The organism is Rossellomorea sp. y25, assembly GCF_038049935.1.
Taxonomy (GTDB): Bacteria; Bacillota; Bacilli; order Bacillales; family Bacillaceae_B; genus Rossellomorea.
In genome coordinates, this window is record NZ_CP145886.1 from 65,298 (window position 1) to 83,632 (window position 18,335).

An 18,335-nucleotide genomic window follows, 5' to 3' on the forward strand; every position below is an offset into this window, starting at 1 on the left:
TGGAGGTCCACAATGCCAAACTCTTATATTAATTCCAAATTAAAAATTTTCTCCCTTAATTCAAACTATCATCTTGCAAAGGAAATTGCGGATGAAGTAGGAGTAGAATTAGGGAAATCTTCTGTTAAGCGTTTTAGTGACGGTGAAATCCAGATTAACATTGAAGAAAGTATCCGTGGTTGTGATGTATTCGTCATTCAGTCTACTTGTCAGCCTGTAAACGAAAACCTGATGGAGCTTCTTATTATGGTCGATGCTTTGAAACGGGCATCTGCTAAAACGATTAACATTGTTATGCCTTATTATGGTTATGCCCGTCAAGATCGTAAAGCAAGAGCGCGTGAGCCGATCACGGCTAAATTGGTTGCGAACCTGTTAGAAACTGCCGGTGCTACCCGCGTTATTACGCTGGACCTGCATGCCCCTCAAATTCAAGGTTTCTTTGATATCCTAATTGATCACCTAATGGGTGTTCCGATCCTTGCGGATTACTTTGAAGAAAGAGGATTCAATAATGAAGACCTTGTGATCGTATCCCCGGACCACGGAGGAGTGACAAGAGCCCGTAAGCTTGCGGAACGATTGAAAGCACCGATTGCCATCATTGATAAACGTCGTCCAAAACCGAACGTTGCAGAGGTTATGAACATCGTTGGTAATATTGATGGGAAAATCGCCATCTTGATCGATGATATCATTGATACAGCAGGTACGATCACGCTGGCTGCCAATGCGTTAGTAGAAAACGGAGCGAAAGAAGTCTTTGCTTGCTGTACGCACCCTGTTCTTTCAGGTCCGGCCATCGAGCGCATCGAGAATTCAAATATTAAAGAGTTGGTTGTGACGAACTCCATCCCACTAGGGGAAGAGAAAATGATCGGTAAAGTGAAGTCGTTGTCAGTGGCTCCACTAATCAGTGAAGCCATCATCCGTGTCTATGAACAACAATCTGTCAGCACGCTTTTTGATTAAGAATTAATATTTGTAGTTTGTGCATATGAAGAAGAGCCTGCCCTTTTTGAGGGTCGGGCTCTTCTTTTTGTCATTCTGCCTTATTCCCTCTCTGACAACATTCCCAGAGCACTCTTCCTGTAATGAATTGATTTTTCTATGTTTATTTCAAATCATATTAGGGTAATTACTATATATAGAACTTTAACTAACATAAAAGATTAGGGAAGGTGTTGGATTAGACATGGCAACCGAATTAAAAGCAAATACTAGAAAAGATTTTAAACGATCTTCATTAACCAAGTTGAGACACGAGGGTAACATTCCTGGAGTCGTGTACGGCTACAAAGCAGATAATACACCTATTATGGTAGATGCCATTACGTTTATCAAAACGATTCGCGAAGTAGGAAGAAACGGGATAATTTCTTTAAACGTAGATGGTAATAAACAAAACGTCATTTTAAGTGACTATCAACAGGACCACTTGAAGGATGCTGTTACGCACGTTGATTTTCTTGCTGTGAATATGTCAGAGGAAATTGATGCCGATGTTCGTATCAATCTTGTAGGAGAAGCGCCTGGAGTGAAAGACGGAGGGGTGTTGCAGCAGCCATTACATGAGGTTTCTGTTACTGCTAAACCTAAGGATATCCCAGAATCAATTGAAGTCGATATTGCCGACCTACAAGTCGGAGAAACGGTCACAATCAGTGATATCCGGGACAAATACAGCGTCACTCTTAACGAAGAGGATGATCGTACGATCGCTTCCATTCTTGCTCCTCGACAAGAAGAAGAGATCGACAGTGGCGAAGAGCAGGAAGCTGGTACTCCTGAGAATGAAGAAGGAAGAGAATCAGAGGCCAATGAAGAAAGTGAGTCAACGGAAGAATAAAAATCAATATTTTTTGGCGTAACCTTTTGCAGGTTGCGCTTTTTACGTTATTCTAGAAGTATAAGGTCAGAAGAGGTGTTAGAAATGAAGTTAATCGTTGGACTGGGAAACCCGGGATCACAATATGAGAAAACACGACACAATATCGGGTTTGTTATTATAGATGCTTTAGCAGATCGACTGGGAGTTTCGTTGAATCAGTCAAAGTTTAAAGGCGTATACGGGACGTACCATTATAAAGGTGAAAAAATCATATTATTAAAGCCCCTTACCTATATGAACTTGTCTGGGGAAAGCATCGTCCCCCTGATGGATTATTTTGATATTAAAGAGGAAGATTTGCTTGTCATCTATGATGATTTGGACTTACCAGTAGGGAAATTAAGGCTAAGACAAAAAGGAAGTGCAGGCGGTCATAATGGCATTAAATCGACAATCGCTCACTTAGGATCTCAACACTTTAATCGTCTTCGAGTTGGAATCGACCGTCCTGTCAACGGGATGAGCGTTCCGGATTACGTACTTGGTAAGTTTAATAAGGAAGATCAGGCGGAGCTTGATAAGGCGATCTCTGCCAGTGTCGAAGCATGTGAAACATGGTTTGATAAACCTTTCCTCGAAGTGATGAATAAATTCAATTAAGGGTTTCATATACTGAACTTCCAAGACAAATGAATCATCCTGGTGAAACCATCCATCATTCCTTTTAAGAGTTGAATAACTCCCTTCTATCAGGTTCATACTAACTGTATAAATGTGTATGGAGGGAAATGGTATGGCGATCCATTATCAGTGTCGACATTGTGGTACGAATGTTGGAACACTTTCAAACGTATCTGTTCATTCAGAGCAGCTCGGGATTCATACGCTGTCAGAGGAAGAACGGTTACACATGGTTCAGTATCGAGACAACGGAGATATCCAAGTAAAGACCATCTGTGAAGATTGTCAGGAGAGTCTGGAAAGAAATCCGGACTATCATCAATTAGATCATATCATTCAGTAAGAACGCTTTGGTTGCGAACCAAAGCATTTTTCTGTTTACAACCTGAGATATATAGAAAGATCCGTAGGGGAGGAGCGTACACTTGAAAGGTATTCTAAAACAGGTTCATCAAAGTGAAGAAATCCAGTCCATCATCACTGGAGTGGAAGAACAATTATCAGAACAACTTGTAGCAGGATTGTCAGGCTCATCTCGAACAGCCTATATAGCGGATGTGTATTTACAAACAAAGAAATCCACCATAGTGGTTACCCATAATTTGTTTCAAGCGCAGAAAATCTATGACGATCTCATTCAATTTTTATCCGATGATGAAGTATATTTATATTCTGCCAATGAATTAATCGCAGCGGAATTAAGCGTAGCTAGTCCGGAACTGAGAGCTCAACGAATCGAAGTATTAAACAAGCTATCCCAGAATCATCAAGGTGTCTACATTGTTCCTGTCGCAGGGTTAAGAAAAATCCTTCCTCCGAAATCAATGTGGGAAACGAATCAAATTCGTTTTACAACGGGGGAAGATATCGACTTGGATGAAATGTTAAATCAATTGGTCCAAATGGGTTATCAGCGGACGGGAATGGTCAGTACACCTGGGGAATTCAGCCTTCGGGGAGGAATCGTCGATGTGTTCCCTTTAACGTCCCAAAATCCTGTCCGGATCGAGTTATTTGACACAGAAATTGATTCTATACGCTTATTTTCTGTAGAGGATCAGCGATCGATTGATAAACTGGATTCCATGGAAATAGGTCCTGCAACAGAGGTCTTATTGAAATATGAGAATATCGAAAGACTGATTCGTGAAATTGAAGCTGGACTTTCTTCTAGTTTAAAGAAAGTCAAAGCAGCTGCTGTAAAGGAGAAGTTAACAGAGTACATAGGACATGAGATGGATCAGCTTGAAAATGGCCAGGTCCCCGAGCAGATTTTCAAGTACTTATCGCTGGCATATGAAAATCCTAGTAGTTTGCTAGATTATTTACCTCAGGACGGGGTCATTTTCTTTGACGAATTCAGTCGGGTACAAGAAATGAGTGAGTCTCTTGAGAAAGAGGAAGCCGAGTGGTATACCTCTTTATTACAAGAGGGACAGATCATCCATGACGTACCAGTATCCCATGCCTTTTCCAAGTTGATTAGTACGACGAAGCTTCCAAAGGTGTATTTTTCGTTGTTCCTGCGTCATATTCCCAACACAAGCCCACAGAATATCTTTAATGTTTCCACAAAGCCCATGCAAAATTTCCATGGGCAAATGAATGTGTTGAAGGCTGAATTGGACCGCTGGAAAAAAGGAAAATATACCGTTGTTTTACTAGGCCCCGATGAAGAACGGGTGAAGAAGCTTCAACGGGTGCTGGACGATTATAAAATTGAAATCGCCTTCGTGGAAGATGGAGATAAGCTATTACCCGGAACGATTCAAATGATTAACGGAAGCCTGACGAGCGGATTTGAGCTTCCACTTCAGAAGCTTGCTGTCATTACGGAAGAAGAGCTGTTTAATAAAAGGACCCAAAAGAAGCCAAGAAGACAAAAGCTTTCAAATGCTGAGCGCATCAAAAGTTATTCTGAGCTGAAGGTTGGCGACCATGTTGTTCATGTGAATCACGGGATCGGTAAATTCCTGGGGATTGAAACATTAGAAATCAACGGGGTTCATAAAGATTACCTGCATGTGAAGTATCAGGGGAATGACAAACTCTATGTTCCCGTCGATCAAATTGAGCTCGTTCAAAAATATGTAGCTTCAGAAAATAAGGATCCCAAGCTATACAAATTAGGTGGCAGCGAATGGAAAAAGGTTAAATCGAAGGTACAGTCTTCTGTTCAAGATATAGCCGATGATCTGATCAAACTCTATGCGGAACGTGAAGCGGCAAAAGGCTATGCTTTTTCTCCTGATGGGGATATGCAACGAGAGTTCGAAATAGCCTTCCCTTACGAGGAAACAGACGATCAACTGCGTTCTATTAGTGAGATCAAGCACGACATGGAAAGAGAACGTCCGATGGACCGCTTACTATGTGGAGACGTAGGCTATGGGAAAACAGAGGTGGCCATCCGTGCGGCCTTCAAAGCCATTGCCGATGGAAAGCAGGTCGCCATTCTTGTACCGACCACAATCCTTGCTCAGCAGCATTATGAGACGATTAAAGAGCGTTTTCAGGACTTTCCGGTTGAGATCGGGTTGTTAAGCCGTTTCAGGACACGAAAACAGCAGCAGGAAACGACGAAGGGGCTTAAGAATGGTACGGTTGATATTGTAGTGGGGACTCACCGTCTACTGTCTAAGGATATTCAATATCGTGACATAGGTTTGTTGATCATCGATGAAGAACAGCGATTCGGAGTTACGCATAAAGAAAAAATTAAGCAATTAAAAACAAACATTGATGTATTGACCTTAACGGCTACCCCAATCCCGCGGACGCTCCATATGTCGATGCTTGGAGTAAGGGATCTATCTGTTATTGAAACACCGCCAGAGAATCGCTTCCCTGTTCAGACATATGTGATGGAATACAACGGTGCCTTAATCAAAGAAGCCATTGAAAGAGAAATGGCCCGTAACGGTCAGGTGTATTTCCTCTACAACCGAGTGGAAGATATTGAAAGGAAAGCTGACGAAATCTCCATGCTCGTACCAGATGCGAGAATTGCCTACGCACACGGTCAAATGAGTGAAAACGAGCTGGAAGCGGTTATCTTAAGCTTCCTTGCTGGAGAATACGATGTGTTGGTCACAACGACAATCATTGAAACGGGAGTTGATATCCCGAATGTGAACACATTAATTGTCTTTGATGCCGATCGAATGGGCTTATCTCAGCTCTATCAATTAAGGGGACGGGTAGGACGATCGAACAGGGTGGCCTATGCCTACTTCACCTATCGTAAGGATAAAGTGCTGACGGAAGTCGCCGAAAAACGATTGCAGGCAATAAAAGAATTTACTGAGCTCGGTTCAGGGTTTAAAATTGCCATGCGCGACCTGACGATCCGTGGAGCAGGGAATCTCCTGGGAGCCCAACAGCACGGATTTATTGATTCTGTCGGATTTGATTTGTACTCTCAAATGCTGAAAGAAGCGATCGAGGAACGAAAGGGAGATCTGCCGAAGCAGCCGGAGTCGACCTTTGAAGTGGATATCGAAATTGACGCCTATATTCCGGATGATTATATTAAAGATGGTCATCAGAAGATTGAAATGTATAAACGATTCCGTTCTCTTTCTTCTCTTCCGGAAATCGAAGAGCTGGAAGAAGAGATCCTTGACCGATTCGGGGAGTACCCAAAGGAAGTCGGCTATCTATTCTTAATCTCTGAAATGAAAATATACGCTAAAAATACAAAGCTTGAATCCATTAAGCAGGATAAGAAATCAGTGAACATCTTCATGTCGCCAGAAGGAACGGCACAGATCGATGGTTCCAAGGTCTTTAACTTATGCAATAAACACGGCCGGGCTGTTGGACTAGGAATGGAAGGCTCTAAGCTTAAAATATCCATCAATACCACACGCTTAGAAGCATCCAAGTGGTTTAATATGGCTTATGACATCATTAAGCACTTAGATGAAGCATTGAAAGTAGAAGAAAACGCATAAAATTGATAGCAGCCTCATTCATCAGATGAAAAACGGAAATTCTTACCTTCGTTATAATACTGTAACCAAAATGTAAACGCGCTGATTGTTTTACTTTACTATGATAAGGGTATTAGTATTTATGCAGCTGCCAACAATGGAAAAAGATACCTGCATTAGAATTTTAGTGAAATTACAGAAAAAATAACTGAATGTGTATAGAACTTCTAAGTTGTAAGATACTAAACTCAACAATGGTAAAGTATTCAATAACAAGTTGGTACATTGCCAAATAAAAATCATCTGATGAAAGTGAGGCAACTATAGATGAAAGCAACTGGTATTGTTCGTCGTATTGATGATTTAGGGCGTGTCGTCATTCCGAAAGAAATTCGTAGAACATTAAGGATTCGCGAGGGAGATCCCCTGGAAATCTTCGTTGATCGTGACGGAGAAGTCATCTTAAAGAAATACTCCCCAATCAGTGAACTTGGTGACTTTGCTAAGGAATACGGCGAAGCATTATACGACAGCCTTGGAAGTGCTGTTTTAATTTGCGATCGAGATGCTGTAATCGCAATCTCCGGCGCTTCAAAGAAAGAATATTTAAATAAGAACATCAGTGAACTGGTTGAGAAAGTAATGGATGACCGTACGTCTCTATTACACACTCAACAAGGACAAGCTGAACTTGTCGATGGACACGGTGAGGATCTTGCTTCCTATACGATTGCCCCGATTGTCGCAAATGGTGACCCGATTGGTGCCGTTGCGATCTTCTCGAAGGAACGTACAGTAGGCGAAGTGGAACAAAAGGCAGTAGAAACGGCAGCTGGCTTTTTAGCAAGACAAATGGAGCAATAACCTTAAGGAGTGGCACATAGCCGCTCTTCTTTTTTGTTTTGGGCTGTTAAACGATGCTAGTGGAGAAAACAGACAGCTCTTTATGGTAAAATGACCAGTACATAAATGATTTTTTCTCTGTCTGATCAGACACTTCAGAGCATTGAAAAAGTGGTACAGAAAGGCAGGAAAACTGGTTGAGTAAGAAATACTCCTCCAATCAATTTTTGAAGGGGGCAATGGTATTAACGGTTGCCGCACTAGTGACGAAGATATTAAGTGCTGTATATCGAGTGCCGTTTCAAAATATTGTTGGTGATATTGGTTTTTATATCTATCAGCAGGTGTATCCCTTTTACGGAATTGCCATTGCATTATCCACCTATGGATTCCCTGTGATCATCTCGAAGTTAGTAGCCGAGAAATTAGAATATGAAGATGAAGAAGGGGCGAAGAATATAGTTGTCACCTCCTTCCTGTTTCTATGTCTTGTTGGAATAAGCTGGTTTCTTCTCGTTTACTTTGGTGCGGGGGTCATTGCCGATTGGATGGGAGATCCACTCCTTAAACCGTTGATTCAAGTCATTTCTTTATCCTTTCTATTGTTAGCTCCCCTTTCTGTTATGAGGGGATACTATCAAGGAAGAGAAGATATGGTGCCAACCGCCGTTTCGCAGGTGACGGAGCAGACGATAAGAGTGACGACAATTCTTGTTTTTTCCACGATATTGATATCTCAAGGATATTCCCTGTATATCACAGGGAACGGAGCGCTATTCGGTTCGATAACCGGTGGTCTTGGAGGCTTGCTGGTTTTACTTTTCTTTGTGTCTGCACGGAAGGAGAAGCTGTTTTCACGTAAATCCCTTAGATTGCCAGAAGATTACTTATATATTTGGTCACGATTGTTAAAGAATGGAACCGCCATTTGTGTAAGTGCCATGCTGCTGGTCCTTCTTCAGTTTGTTGATTCCTTGAATGTATATTCCCTCTTAACCTCATCAGGTATGGAAGCGGAAACGGCGAAAACCTGGAAAGGGATTTATGACCGGGGACAACCCTTTGTCCAGCTGGGTACTGTAGTGGCGACCTCCATTTCCCTGACCATTGTCCCATTGGTGACAAGTGCCTATCTGAAACAGAAAGATGATTTAGTGAGGGAGTACAGTCAGCTATCCCTTAAAATTAGCATTACCATCGGATTTGCTGCAACATTGGGAATCATTAATATCATGGTTCCCACCAATACGATGTTATTTGAAAATGCCCTCGGCTCAAAGGTCATAGCCGTTTTTTGTGTATCGATTTTCTTTAGCTGTCTTATTCTTACGTTTGCAGGTATTTTCCAAGGAATCGGAAAAATCTATTTTCCTGCGTTCTGTATTATGATGGGCATTCTTTTAAAATATATCGGCAACGCCTATCTCGTTCCTGTCATGGGGATCATGGGGGCGTCCATCGCGACTGTTGCTTCTTTAACTGTTATTGCCGGAATGATGATCGGGAAGCTAAGAAGGTTATTCCCTATTCGGTTTTTCCCCTTTTCTTTCTACAAAACATTACTTCTTAGCGGTGGATCCATGACCATCGGGTTACAGGTGTTATTGCGGATTTATGATACACTTTTAGACAAAGGAATGCCTGAACGGGAGCTTTCCGTCCTCTTTTCTTTAGGAGGGGTTTGTATCGGTGGCATGATCTTTCTGATCGTATTTTTAAGAGGGAATGTCCTCACAAGAGAAGAAATCAGTTTCTTGCCATTTGGGAGTAAATGGGTTTGGTTGATGAATAAAGCACAACCAATGAATAAAAAGTAGCGAGGAGATCAATATGCATACAATAACAATTGTGGGTTTAGGTGCAGGAGATATCGAACAACTCCCTTTAGGAGTATACCGATTAATAAAGAGTAGCTCTCATCTATATTTACGTACGAAGGAGCATCCAGTCGTAAAGGATTTAACAGCTGAAGGAGTCGAGTTTCAATCCTTCGATGCTGTATATGAAAAGCATGAACAATTCGACCACGTGTATGAAGAAATTGTACGTGAGTTGGTTAGGGAATCTGAACAGCATCCACTCGTCTATGCCGTTCCGGGTCATCCCTTAGTGGCTGAAAAAGCTGTTCAAATGCTTCTTGACCTACAGAAAGAAGGGAAGATCCAGGTGTCGATCGGCGGGGGGCAGAGCTTCATTGATGCTTTGTTCGCTTCAGTCGGAGCGGATCCCATAGATGGCTTTCAGCTATTGGACGGTACCAGCTTAAAGCTTCACGATATACATATGAATCAACAGCTGATTATCGGACAGGTGTATGATGCTTTCGTTGCTTCTGAGGTGAAGATTACCTTGATGGAACTCTATCCGTATGATTATGAAGTGATGCTCGTGACAGCGGCTGGCAGCAAGGAAGAGAAGGTGGAAAGAATCCCGCTGGTGGAACTTGATCGTGTGGCCCACCTCAGTAATGTAACAAGCTTATATGTCCCGGCAGTGAAAGAAATGGAATCTACTTATAAGCAATATACTACATTAAGAGAAATCATTTCGACACTAAGGGGACCTGATGGGTGTCCGTGGGATAAAGAGCAAACTCATCATTCCCTCAAGAAATACTTACTCGAAGAAACGTACGAATTACTGGAAGCCATTGAAGAAGAGGATATTGAGCATATGATTGAAGAACTGGGGGATGTCCTGCTCCAGGTCATGCTTCATGCCCAAATAGGTGAGGATGAAGGAATGTTCACGATGGAGGAAGTGATTGAAAGTCTTGCTTCCAAAATGGTCCGAAGACACCCTCATGTATTCGGTTCGGTTCAAGTAGAAAATACGGAACAAGTGAAAGCGAACTGGGATGAAATCAAGAAGCAAGAAAAGTCGGATGAACATGAACCGATGCTTAAGAACGTTGCCAAAGGAATGCCGGCTCTCATGAAGGCATACGAATACCAGAAAAAAGCCGCAAAAGTAGGATTTGATTGGCCAGAACCACAAGGTGCCTGGGAAAAAGTATGGGAAGAATTAAAGGAATTTGAAAACGAGGTCGAGAATAATAGTGAAAACCATATCAAAAAAGAATTTGGAGATATTTTATTCGCGCTGATCAATGTGGCCAGATTCTATAAGATATTTCCAGAGGAAGCCCTGGCTATGACCAATACTAAATTTTATCGCCGCTTCTCTTATGTGGAAGAGCAGGTTTTGAAAACGGGGAAGAGCTTCGATGAATTTACACTAGAAGAATTAGACCAATTTTGGAACGAAGCCAAAAAGATGAATATCGAATAAGGGGAAATGTATAATGGTATCCATGAGATTAGATAAATTTTTAAAAGTATCAAGACTGATAAAAAGAAGAACGATGGCGAAAGAAATTGCCGATCAGGGCCGTATAACAGTGAATGGACTGCAAGCAAAAGCGAGCTCTAACGTGAAAGTCGGAGACGAATTAAGCGTGAGGTTTGGTCAAAAGATTATGAGGGTAAAGATAGAAAGGCTACTTGAAACGACCAAAAAAGAAGAAGCGAGTGGACTTTATTCCGTTCTTTCAGAAGAAAGAGTTCAAGAAGAAACGGAGTAAGGATTACATAGTCAGAGGTTCTATTTTCCTCCCGAAAACATAAACATAGTTACAAAGCTTGTACTATGGGAATGTGAGGGATGGATATGAATCAATATTATGATGGGAACAAAGATAAAACCACTTTTCAAGAGCATGACGTTATGATGAGAGGCCGCAAGCTTCTTGATATCACGGGTGTTAAACAAGTGGAAAGCTTCGATAATGAAGAGTTTCTCCTCGAAACCGTGATGGGCTTTTTGTCTGTCAGAGGCCAAAATCTTCAAATGAAAAATTTAGACGTGGACAAAGGCATTGTCTCCATTAAAGGAAAGGTGTTTGATCTCGTTTACCTGGATGAACAAAATGGGGAGAAGGCTAAAGGCTTCTTTAGCAAGCTGTTTCGATGACACTCTCAATCCAGTTCTATACCATGCTTTCCATGATCGGTATGGGAGCTTTATTTGGTGCGACATTGGATACTTACAATCGTTTCTTAAACCGGTCAGAAAGAAAACGGTGGCTTGTATTCCTAAACGACATTATGTTTTGGATATTACAAGCCCTGTCTATCTTTTACATTTTATTTGTCGTCAATTTTGGTGAGATTCGATTTTATATTTTCATTGCTTTGCTGTGTGGCTTTGCTGGTTATCAAGCTCTCATCAAGCAGTTTTATCTTGCCTTTTTGGAACGACTGATCTTATTTTTTATCTCCCTTTATAATTTTGCTGTGCAAATGGTGAAAAAATTAATCTATTCACCGATAAAATGGATAATCGTGCTTCTCATTACAATGGTTTTATCTGTAGGAAAAGGGCTCTTATCCGTCATAATCTTCCTTTTAAAGGTGATCTGGAGGGTATTGCATTGGGCGATTAAGCTCGTAACTGCTCCAATATGGTGGATATTAAAGGGTATTTGGAATTTATTGCCGAAAAATCTTACAAAAAGAGTCGAGAAGTTATATAATAAACTGGCAGGGATTTTTAAAGCGTATATCAAAAAAGTATATAGAGTGGTAGAAAAGTTTAACAAGAAACCTAAAGATAAAGAATAGGGCTTACGGCTTTGCCACTCCATATTGTAAAGGAGGTTTGGGAATGAGAAAAAACGTGACACCAATGGAAAATGAATATGTCCGTCATCAGGAGCATATGCATAAATCGTCTTCTAAGAGAAAAAAGCGTTTGGTCCGTCGATTAGCAGTTTTTTTTGTTTTAGTTTTGGCAATTAGTGGATTTTTAGTTTCGACTCTCATTTCCAGAGCCCAAGTTTTAGAAGATAAACGTACTGAAAAAGCACAATTAGAAAAAAAGTTAGAACATCTTAAAGATAAGCAAACCGCGTTGGAAGAAGAGATTGTGAAGCTTAACGACGATGAATATATAGCCAAACTGGCGCGCCGGGATTACTTTTTATCAGATGATGGTGAGATTATTTTCAACATACCTGAACCAGATAAAGAGAAAGAAGAAGAGGTGTCTTATTGACACTCTTTTTTTTAATTGGCTATAATATATAATAAGGTTTATCTTTTATCATTTTAAGGAGGAGCATTTCTTTTATGTCAATCGAAGTAGGCAGCAAGTTACAGGGTAAGGTAACAGGTATTACAAATTTTGGAGCGTTCGTGGAATTATCGGAAGGTTCAACAGGTTTAGTTCACATTAGTGAAGTTGCAGACAACTATGTTAAGGATATTAACGAGCACCTTAAAGTTGGCGACGAAGTAACGGTTAAGGTTATTAATGTTGAGAAAGATGGAAAGATCGGTTTGTCCATCCGAAAAGCGAAAGAGCAACCACAACGCCCGCAGCGCCCTCAGCGTCCTCAACGCCCGCGTAGTAATAATAACAAACAGAACGACACACGCACTAAAGAGAGTTTCGAACAAAAGATGGCACGTTTCTTGAAAGACAGTGAGGATCGTTTATCATCTTTAAAGAAGAATACTGAGTCTCGTCGTGGTGGAAGAGGGGCGAAAAAAGGTTAACTTGCTGTCTATTAACTCATATAGCAGGTTGTGAACGGAAAACAGGCATACTCATTATGATGAGTGTGCCTGTTTTTTTTATATTGTGGAGACAGGAAAATGACATGCCCCCATCGAATTAATATAGTCTTAACTAACTTTATGGAGGCAGCCATTATGAAAAAAGAACAGATAATCGATCATCATGAATCGTTTAAGCTGTGGCTTAATGAATTGAAAAAGATAAATGATAACGAGTGGTTTCAGCCAATGGAGGAAAGCAAATGGTCGATTGCTGCAAATGTTTCTCACATGATCAAATGGGACCAATATTCCTTAGAAGAGCTTCTTCCAAATATTTCAGAAGGAGCGCAGCTGTCTCCCTTTCCGGATTTTCAACGTTTTAATGGAGAAGCTGAAAAATATGCGCATGACGTGGTCAATAAGGAAGCTTTGATTGAAGAGGGTATCAAAACACGCGATTCAATTATAGCTTATGTAAATAGCTTATCAGATGATGATTTACAACTTTCGTTCTCTGTAGGAGATCAAAGCTTTACACTTGAAGAGTTTTTTGAAGATTTTATCGGTCATGATAAACATCACCAGGAGCAAGTTGAAGAAGTGGTGTCTGCCGAAAAAGCCTGATTTGCACATTCATACGAAAAGAACTTGAATATAAAAAAAAGACTATCATAACTGATAGTCTTTTTTTACTATGACCCGTACGGGATTCGAACCCGTGTTACCGCCGTGAAAGGGCGGTGTCTTAACCGCTTGACCAACGGGCCTCAAAATATGGTAGCGGCGGAGGGGATCGAACCCCCGACCTCACGGGTATGAACCGTACGCTCTAGCCAGCTGAGCTACACCGCCATATTGTATGCACCTTTTAGGCACAAAATCTATGATACATAGAAAGAATTATCTTGTCAATATACTCTCGTAAAGAATTTGTCAAAATTCCCTTAAGTCTAGTTGCATAAGCGTTTAAGACGAAAAAAGCAGTAAGGGATAGTGAATGAGACGAGAATATTCTGAATATTTTACCGGAATCCATAGAAAGTCGTCGAAACTTTCTTGGTGTGTATTCCCTCATTTTGACAAAGTTTTAAGCTTGTACCATTTATACTGAACAAAAAAGAAATGGGGAGTGTTTCATACATGGGGAAAGCCGATCAGTCGATCATCGAACCAGTTCAGAACGTGGACATTGAACACACTAGGGTGGAGCTATCCAAGGGAATTAAGTCTATTTATTCGAAGCTTTCGTGGCTATTCGTAGAAAAGGGGATCGCCTTATTCGTTATCGGATTTTTATTGGGGAGAGCGTTAATCCTTTCCCACTTAACGCCGTTTGCATTACCGTTCTTTGCCGCTGTTTACATTATCCGAAGAGAAAAATCTCCCATTGCACTAATCGGATTGCTTGCAGGAGCTCTTACCTTATCTCTTCCTAGTATCAGTTATACGTTTGTCAGTGCGATAATATTCCTATTAGCGTTTCGATTATCACAGAAATATCACAAGAACAATTTGAGAGTCGTCGCTTTTTATGTCTTCTTCACTGTCATGGCAGCGAAGCTTTCATTCGATTATATCCAGCAAGGACAAGCCCTGACGGTTTACAACGGAGTAATGGCTTTGATAGAAGCGAGCCTTGCTTTTCTGTTAACGTATATTTTCATTCAAAGTGTGCCCCTTGTAACCGTTCAGCGTAGAAGGAAGTCGCTGAAAACAGAAGAAGTGGTCAGTCTGATCATTCTATTAGCATCTATTATGACAGGTACGATCGGATGGTCTGTATATAATCTGTCTGTGGAACATGTGTTATCAAGATACTTAGTGCTGCTGTTTTCCTTTATAGCAGGGGCTACAGTGGGCTCCACAGTAGGGGTTGTCACTGGGCTTGTTTTCAGTTTAGCGAACGTTTCCAGCTTTTATCAAATGAGCTTGCTTGCTTTCTCGGGGCTTCTGGGCGGACTTATGAAAGAAGGAAAGAAATTCGGAGCAGCAATCGGTTTGTTAATCGCTACTTTACTAATGGGGATGTACGGAGAAACAGATACGGTCATAACGAAAACCTTATATGAATCGGGGGTAGCGATTTTACTCTTATTTTTAACCCCTCAAAGTTTAACGTCTAAAATTGCCAAGCATATTCCTGGGACTGCCGAATACCAGCAGGAACAACAGGGATACATGCGAAGGGTGAGAGATGTGACCGCTAACAGGGTCACGCAGTTTTCCTCGGTGTTTCAAGCTTTGTCCAATAGTTTTCAACAAATAGAAGACCGATTTGAAGAGGAGGAAGATAAAGAGTTCGATTATTTCTTAAGCAATGTGACAGAGAAAACGTGTCAAACCTGTTTTAAGAAAGATCAATGCTGGGCTCGGAATTTTGATAAAACCTATAATCTGATGAAAGATGTGATGACCGAGTATGATCAGGGACGTGTCCCCTTGTCACAAAAACTTGCTAGAGAAGTAGAGAAGCATTGTACGAGAGAGAAAAAGCTGAAAGAGACGATTTATCAGGAGTTGACCTTCTATCAAGCCAATTTAAAATTAAAGAAGCAGGTCCAGGAAAGCAGGAAGCTGGTCGCTGATCAATTACTGGGAGTATCCGAGGTAATGGGGAACTTCGCAAAAGAAATTCAAAGAGAGAGGGAGAATCATCATATTCAGGAAGAACAAATCTTATCGAGTATCGGAGAGTTTGGAATCGAGATTGAAAGCATTGAAATCTATAACCTGGAACAGGGGAATGTTGATATAGATATGACCATGCCTTATTGCGGGGGACATGGAGAGGGTGAAAAGCTGATTGCCCCGATGTTATCGGATATTTTAGGTGAAAATATCATTGTTCAAAAGGAGGAGTGTGCTCAATTTCCGAACGGTCAATGTCATGTGACCTTCCAATCTGCCAAGAAATTTGTAGTGGATACCGGAGCTTCTCATGCAGCGAAAGGGGGAGGGCTGGTATCAGGAGACAGCTACTCGATGATTGAATTAGGAAGGGGGAAATATGCTGTTGCGATTAGTGACGGAATGGGAAATGGAGAACGGGCTCACTATGAAAGTAATGAAACCCTGAGACTTTTGAAAAAAATACTGGAATCCGGGATTGAAGAACAGGTGGCGATCAAATCCATCAACTCGATTCTATCTCTAAGAACGAATGATGAAATTTTCTCTACATTGGATTTAGCCATGATCGATCTGCAGAATGCGTCATCGAGGTTCTTGAAAATCGGTTCAACCCCGAGTTTCATTAAGCGGGGAGATAAAATCATAAAGGTAGAGGCAAGCAATTTACCAATGGGGATGCTTCAGCAGGATTTCGATGTGGATGTCGTGTCTGAGCAGTTAAAAGCAGGAGACCTTCTCATTATGATGAGTGATGGCGCCTTTGAAGGCCCGAAACATGTAGAAAATTATGACCTCTGGATGAAGAGGAAAATAAAGGAACTTGAAACCGAGGAACCACAAGAAGTGGCCGATATTCTAATGGAGGAAGTGATCAGGTCGAGCTCCGGATTAATAGAAGACGATATGACAATTGTGGTTTCGAAAATCAAACATAATATACCGAAATGGTCCTCTATCCCTGTGCAAAAACCGAAAACGAAAGATAAAAAAAGGATTTCGTAGGACGAATATTTCCCTTGAAAAATAGTTAACTAGAGTATAATTTCCTCCTCACTCGGCGAAGATGATAACAACTTTAGAATGAGGAGGGGAGTCTGATGAAGCCAGGTACACTTCGTCAAATTCTATTAATTACGGATGGTTGTTCGAATCAAGGGGAAGATCCAATTGCGATGGCGGCCCTTGCGAAGGAGCAAGGAATTTCAGTTAACGTAATTGGTGTCATGGATAATGATGTGATAGATGATAACGGAATGCAGGAAATTGAAGGAATTGCTCTATCAGGGGGTGGAGTAAGTCAGATTGTATATGCTCAACAACTTTCTCAAACCGTGCAAATGGTTACACGTAAAGCGATGACACAAACCTTGCAGGGGGTTGTGAATAAAGAGCTGAAACAAATCCTCGGTAAATCCGCATCCATGGAGGAGCTTCCTCCAGAACAACGTGGAGAGGTCATGGAGGTTGTCGACGAATTAGGGGAGTCAGTTGATATGGAAGTGTTGATTCTTGTCGATACGTCTGCAAGTATGAAACATAAGCTTCCCACGGTTAAGGAAGCTCTATTAGACCTTTCATTAAGCCTGAATGCTAGAATGGGTGATAATAAATTTTCCGTCTTTGTATTTCCCGGGAAACGACAAGATGTCGAAAAATTGCTAGATTGGACACCGAAACTTGAAACATTAACGAGTATATTCTCTAAATTGTCTCCAGGTGGAATTACTCCAACAGGTCCAGCGATCTCAGAAGCTATCACACACTTTAAGAAAAAACGTTCATTAAGGGGATTGCTCACTCGTGGCGATGATGAACAATACTTCGAAGAAACCATTTGATTTTCCCCCTGGAACAGTTATAAGAGGAAAGTGGTATAAGCACATCTACACCATTGTAAAAGAATTAGGGTATGGTGCGAACGGTATTGTGTACCTTGTACAAGGATCGTCAGGATACCAGGCATTAAAGATGAGTGACAGTAATGTATCTATTACCTCTGAAGTCAATGTTTTAAAGTCTTTCTCAAAGGTCCAAGGTGCTCCCCTTGGGCCAAAGCTTCTTGATGTGGACGATTGGGAGTATCGGGGACAGAAAATACATTATTACGTGATGGAATATATTCAAGGTACTGACTTGCTGTCATTTGTTCAATCGAAAGGATTTTCGTGGGCAGGTGTACTCATTGCTCAACTCCTGACAGACCTAGAGCGAATTCATAAGGAAGGGTGGGTCTTTGGGGATTTAAAACCTGAAAACTTGATCGTCACAGGCCCTCCTTACCGAATTCGCTGTATTGATGTTGGGGGAACGACTATCAATGGACGGGCAATCAAAGAGTTTACGGAGTTTTTTGATAGAGGATATTGGGTAGGAGGTTCACGGAGAGCGGAACCTTCATATGATCTTTTCTCTGTAGGTATGATCCTCATTAATTTAGCCTACCCTGGGCGTTTCACCAAGTCAGGAAACGGGAATATGCAACAATTAAGGGAAGCGATAGGTTCCAAAGATCAATTGAAGAAGTTTGAAGGGTCGATTCTGGATGCGTTGGAAGGAAAATTTCAATCTGCAAGTGATATGAGAGTCAGCCTCCTGAATGGACTTTCTCACTCTCAACCAGTACAGCAGCCCAAACCGAAACCTAAAGTCAAAAGACCTGTTCCAACAAATTCTCATGTAAGTTCATCACCTTCGCATACAAGCAGATATCAAAATCACCGAAATAAAAAGTCAAGTCACTTTCTTGAGACTGTGCTCGTGGTGATGATTGTTTCGTTATTATATGTTTTGTATATTTATGGAGAATTGATGTAGCTTAAGAGTGTGAGATTTCAGCAGATATTGATACAATGG

17 protein-coding genes and 2 tRNA genes are annotated in these 18,335 nt (G+C 41.2%); 17 read left to right on the forward strand and 2 right to left on the reverse strand.

Translation table 11 applies throughout. From position 1 onward, the window contains the following. Window positions 1-12: 12 nt before the first annotated feature. The 14 genes from AAEM60_RS00330 (at window position 13) to AAEM60_RS00395 (ending at window position 13,475) form a co-directional block, all read left to right on the forward strand. Complete coding sequence (locus AAEM60_RS00330) at window positions 13-972, forward strand: ribose-phosphate diphosphokinase (RefSeq protein WP_044340628.1); 960 nt, start codon at window positions 13-15, stop codon at window positions 970-972. A gap of 223 nt (window positions 973-1,195) precedes the next feature. Next, complete coding sequence (locus AAEM60_RS00335; RefSeq protein WP_299746348.1) at window positions 1,196-1,849, forward strand: 50S ribosomal protein L25/general stress protein Ctc; 654 nt, start codon at window positions 1,196-1,198, stop codon at window positions 1,847-1,849. A gap of 84 nt (window positions 1,850-1,933) precedes the next feature. Next, window positions 1,934-2,491, forward strand: a complete 558-nt coding sequence (gene pth / locus AAEM60_RS00340) for an aminoacyl-tRNA hydrolase (RefSeq protein WP_299746345.1) — start codon at window positions 1,934-1,936, stop codon at window positions 2,489-2,491. A 133-nt stretch (window positions 2,492-2,624) separates the two neighbouring features. After that, entirely contained in the window at window positions 2,625-2,855 is a 231-nt protein-coding gene (locus AAEM60_RS00345; protein ID WP_299746342.1) for an anti-sigma-F factor Fin family protein, read from the forward strand. 82 nt (window positions 2,856-2,937) lie between these two features. Next, window positions 2,938-6,468, forward strand: coding sequence for a transcription-repair coupling factor (gene mfd / locus AAEM60_RS00350; RefSeq protein WP_299746339.1), 3,531 nt, complete (start codon window positions 2,938-2,940; stop codon window positions 6,466-6,468). Window positions 6,469-6,774: 306 nt separating this feature from the next. Continuing rightward, window positions 6,775-7,311 carry a stage V sporulation protein T gene (spoVT, locus tag AAEM60_RS00355; protein ID WP_149158188.1) on the forward strand — a complete coding sequence of 179 codons (537 nt, stop codon included), beginning with the start codon at window positions 6,775-6,777 and terminating at the stop codon, window positions 7,309-7,311. 176 nt (window positions 7,312-7,487) lie between these two features. Next, complete coding sequence (locus tag AAEM60_RS00360; protein WP_299746331.1) at window positions 7,488-9,107, forward strand: polysaccharide biosynthesis protein; 1,620 nt, start codon at window positions 7,488-7,490, stop codon at window positions 9,105-9,107. Between the two features lie 13 nt (window positions 9,108-9,120). Next, window positions 9,121-10,581 carry a nucleoside triphosphate pyrophosphohydrolase gene (gene mazG / locus AAEM60_RS00365; protein ID WP_341357226.1) on the forward strand — a complete coding sequence of 487 codons (1,461 nt, stop codon included), beginning with the start codon at window positions 9,121-9,123 and terminating at the stop codon, window positions 10,579-10,581. A gap of 22 nt (window positions 10,582-10,603) precedes the next feature. Continuing rightward, on the forward strand, window positions 10,604-10,873 hold the full coding sequence (locus tag AAEM60_RS00370; protein ID WP_044340650.1) for an RNA-binding S4 domain-containing protein: 270 nt from the start codon (window positions 10,604-10,606) through the stop codon (window positions 10,871-10,873). Between the two features lie 86 nt (window positions 10,874-10,959). After that, entirely contained in the window at window positions 10,960-11,262 is a 303-nt protein-coding gene (gene yabP / locus AAEM60_RS00375) for a sporulation protein YabP (RefSeq protein ID WP_044340620.1), read from the forward strand. Continuing rightward, window positions 11,259-11,912 carry a spore cortex biosynthesis protein YabQ gene (gene yabQ / locus AAEM60_RS00380; RefSeq protein ID WP_299746325.1) on the forward strand — a complete coding sequence of 218 codons (654 nt, stop codon included), beginning with the start codon at window positions 11,259-11,261 and terminating at the stop codon, window positions 11,910-11,912. Before yabP ends, yabQ begins: the two co-directional genes overlap by 4 nt. Before the next feature lie 43 nt (window positions 11,913-11,955). Next, the gene (locus AAEM60_RS00385; RefSeq protein WP_299746322.1) at window positions 11,956-12,345 is read left to right on the forward strand and encodes a septum formation initiator family protein; all 390 of its coding nucleotides are present in this window, start codon (window positions 11,956-11,958) and stop codon (window positions 12,343-12,345) included. A gap of 74 nt (window positions 12,346-12,419) precedes the next feature. Then, entirely contained in the window at window positions 12,420-12,848 is a 429-nt protein-coding gene (locus tag AAEM60_RS00390) for a S1 domain-containing RNA-binding protein (RefSeq protein WP_044340617.1), read from the forward strand. Between the two features lie 156 nt (window positions 12,849-13,004). Then, complete coding sequence (locus AAEM60_RS00395) at window positions 13,005-13,475, forward strand: DinB family protein (RefSeq protein WP_299746316.1); 471 nt, start codon at window positions 13,005-13,007, stop codon at window positions 13,473-13,475. Window positions 13,476-13,546: 71 nt separating this feature from the next. Here the strand turns inward: AAEM60_RS00395 and AAEM60_RS00400 are convergent. Further along, a tRNA-Glu gene (locus tag AAEM60_RS00400) sits at window positions 13,547-13,618 on the reverse strand. An 8-nt stretch (window positions 13,619-13,626) separates the two neighbouring features. After that, window positions 13,627-13,703 (reverse strand) — tRNA-Met (locus AAEM60_RS00405). A 288-nt stretch (window positions 13,704-13,991) separates the two neighbouring features. Here AAEM60_RS00405 and spoIIE point away from each other — a divergent pair. The 3 genes from spoIIE to AAEM60_RS00420 all read left to right on the forward strand — a co-directional run bounded on the left by spoIIE (window position 13,992) and on the right by AAEM60_RS00420 (window position 18,296). After that, window positions 13,992-16,484: a stage II sporulation protein E gene (gene spoIIE, locus AAEM60_RS00410; protein WP_299746313.1), complete on the forward strand. Its 2,493-nt coding sequence runs from the start codon at window positions 13,992-13,994 to the stop codon at window positions 16,482-16,484. 95 nt (window positions 16,485-16,579) lie between these two features. Next, complete coding sequence (locus AAEM60_RS00415; RefSeq protein ID WP_299746310.1) at window positions 16,580-17,320, forward strand: VWA domain-containing protein; 741 nt, start codon at window positions 16,580-16,582, stop codon at window positions 17,318-17,320. Continuing rightward, a complete protein-coding gene (locus tag AAEM60_RS00420; RefSeq protein ID WP_299746445.1) occupies window positions 17,289-18,296 on the forward strand; it encodes a serine/threonine-protein kinase in 1,008 nt (335 codons plus the stop codon). Before AAEM60_RS00415 ends, AAEM60_RS00420 begins: the two co-directional genes overlap by 32 nt. Window positions 18,297-18,335: the final 39 nt, after the last annotated feature.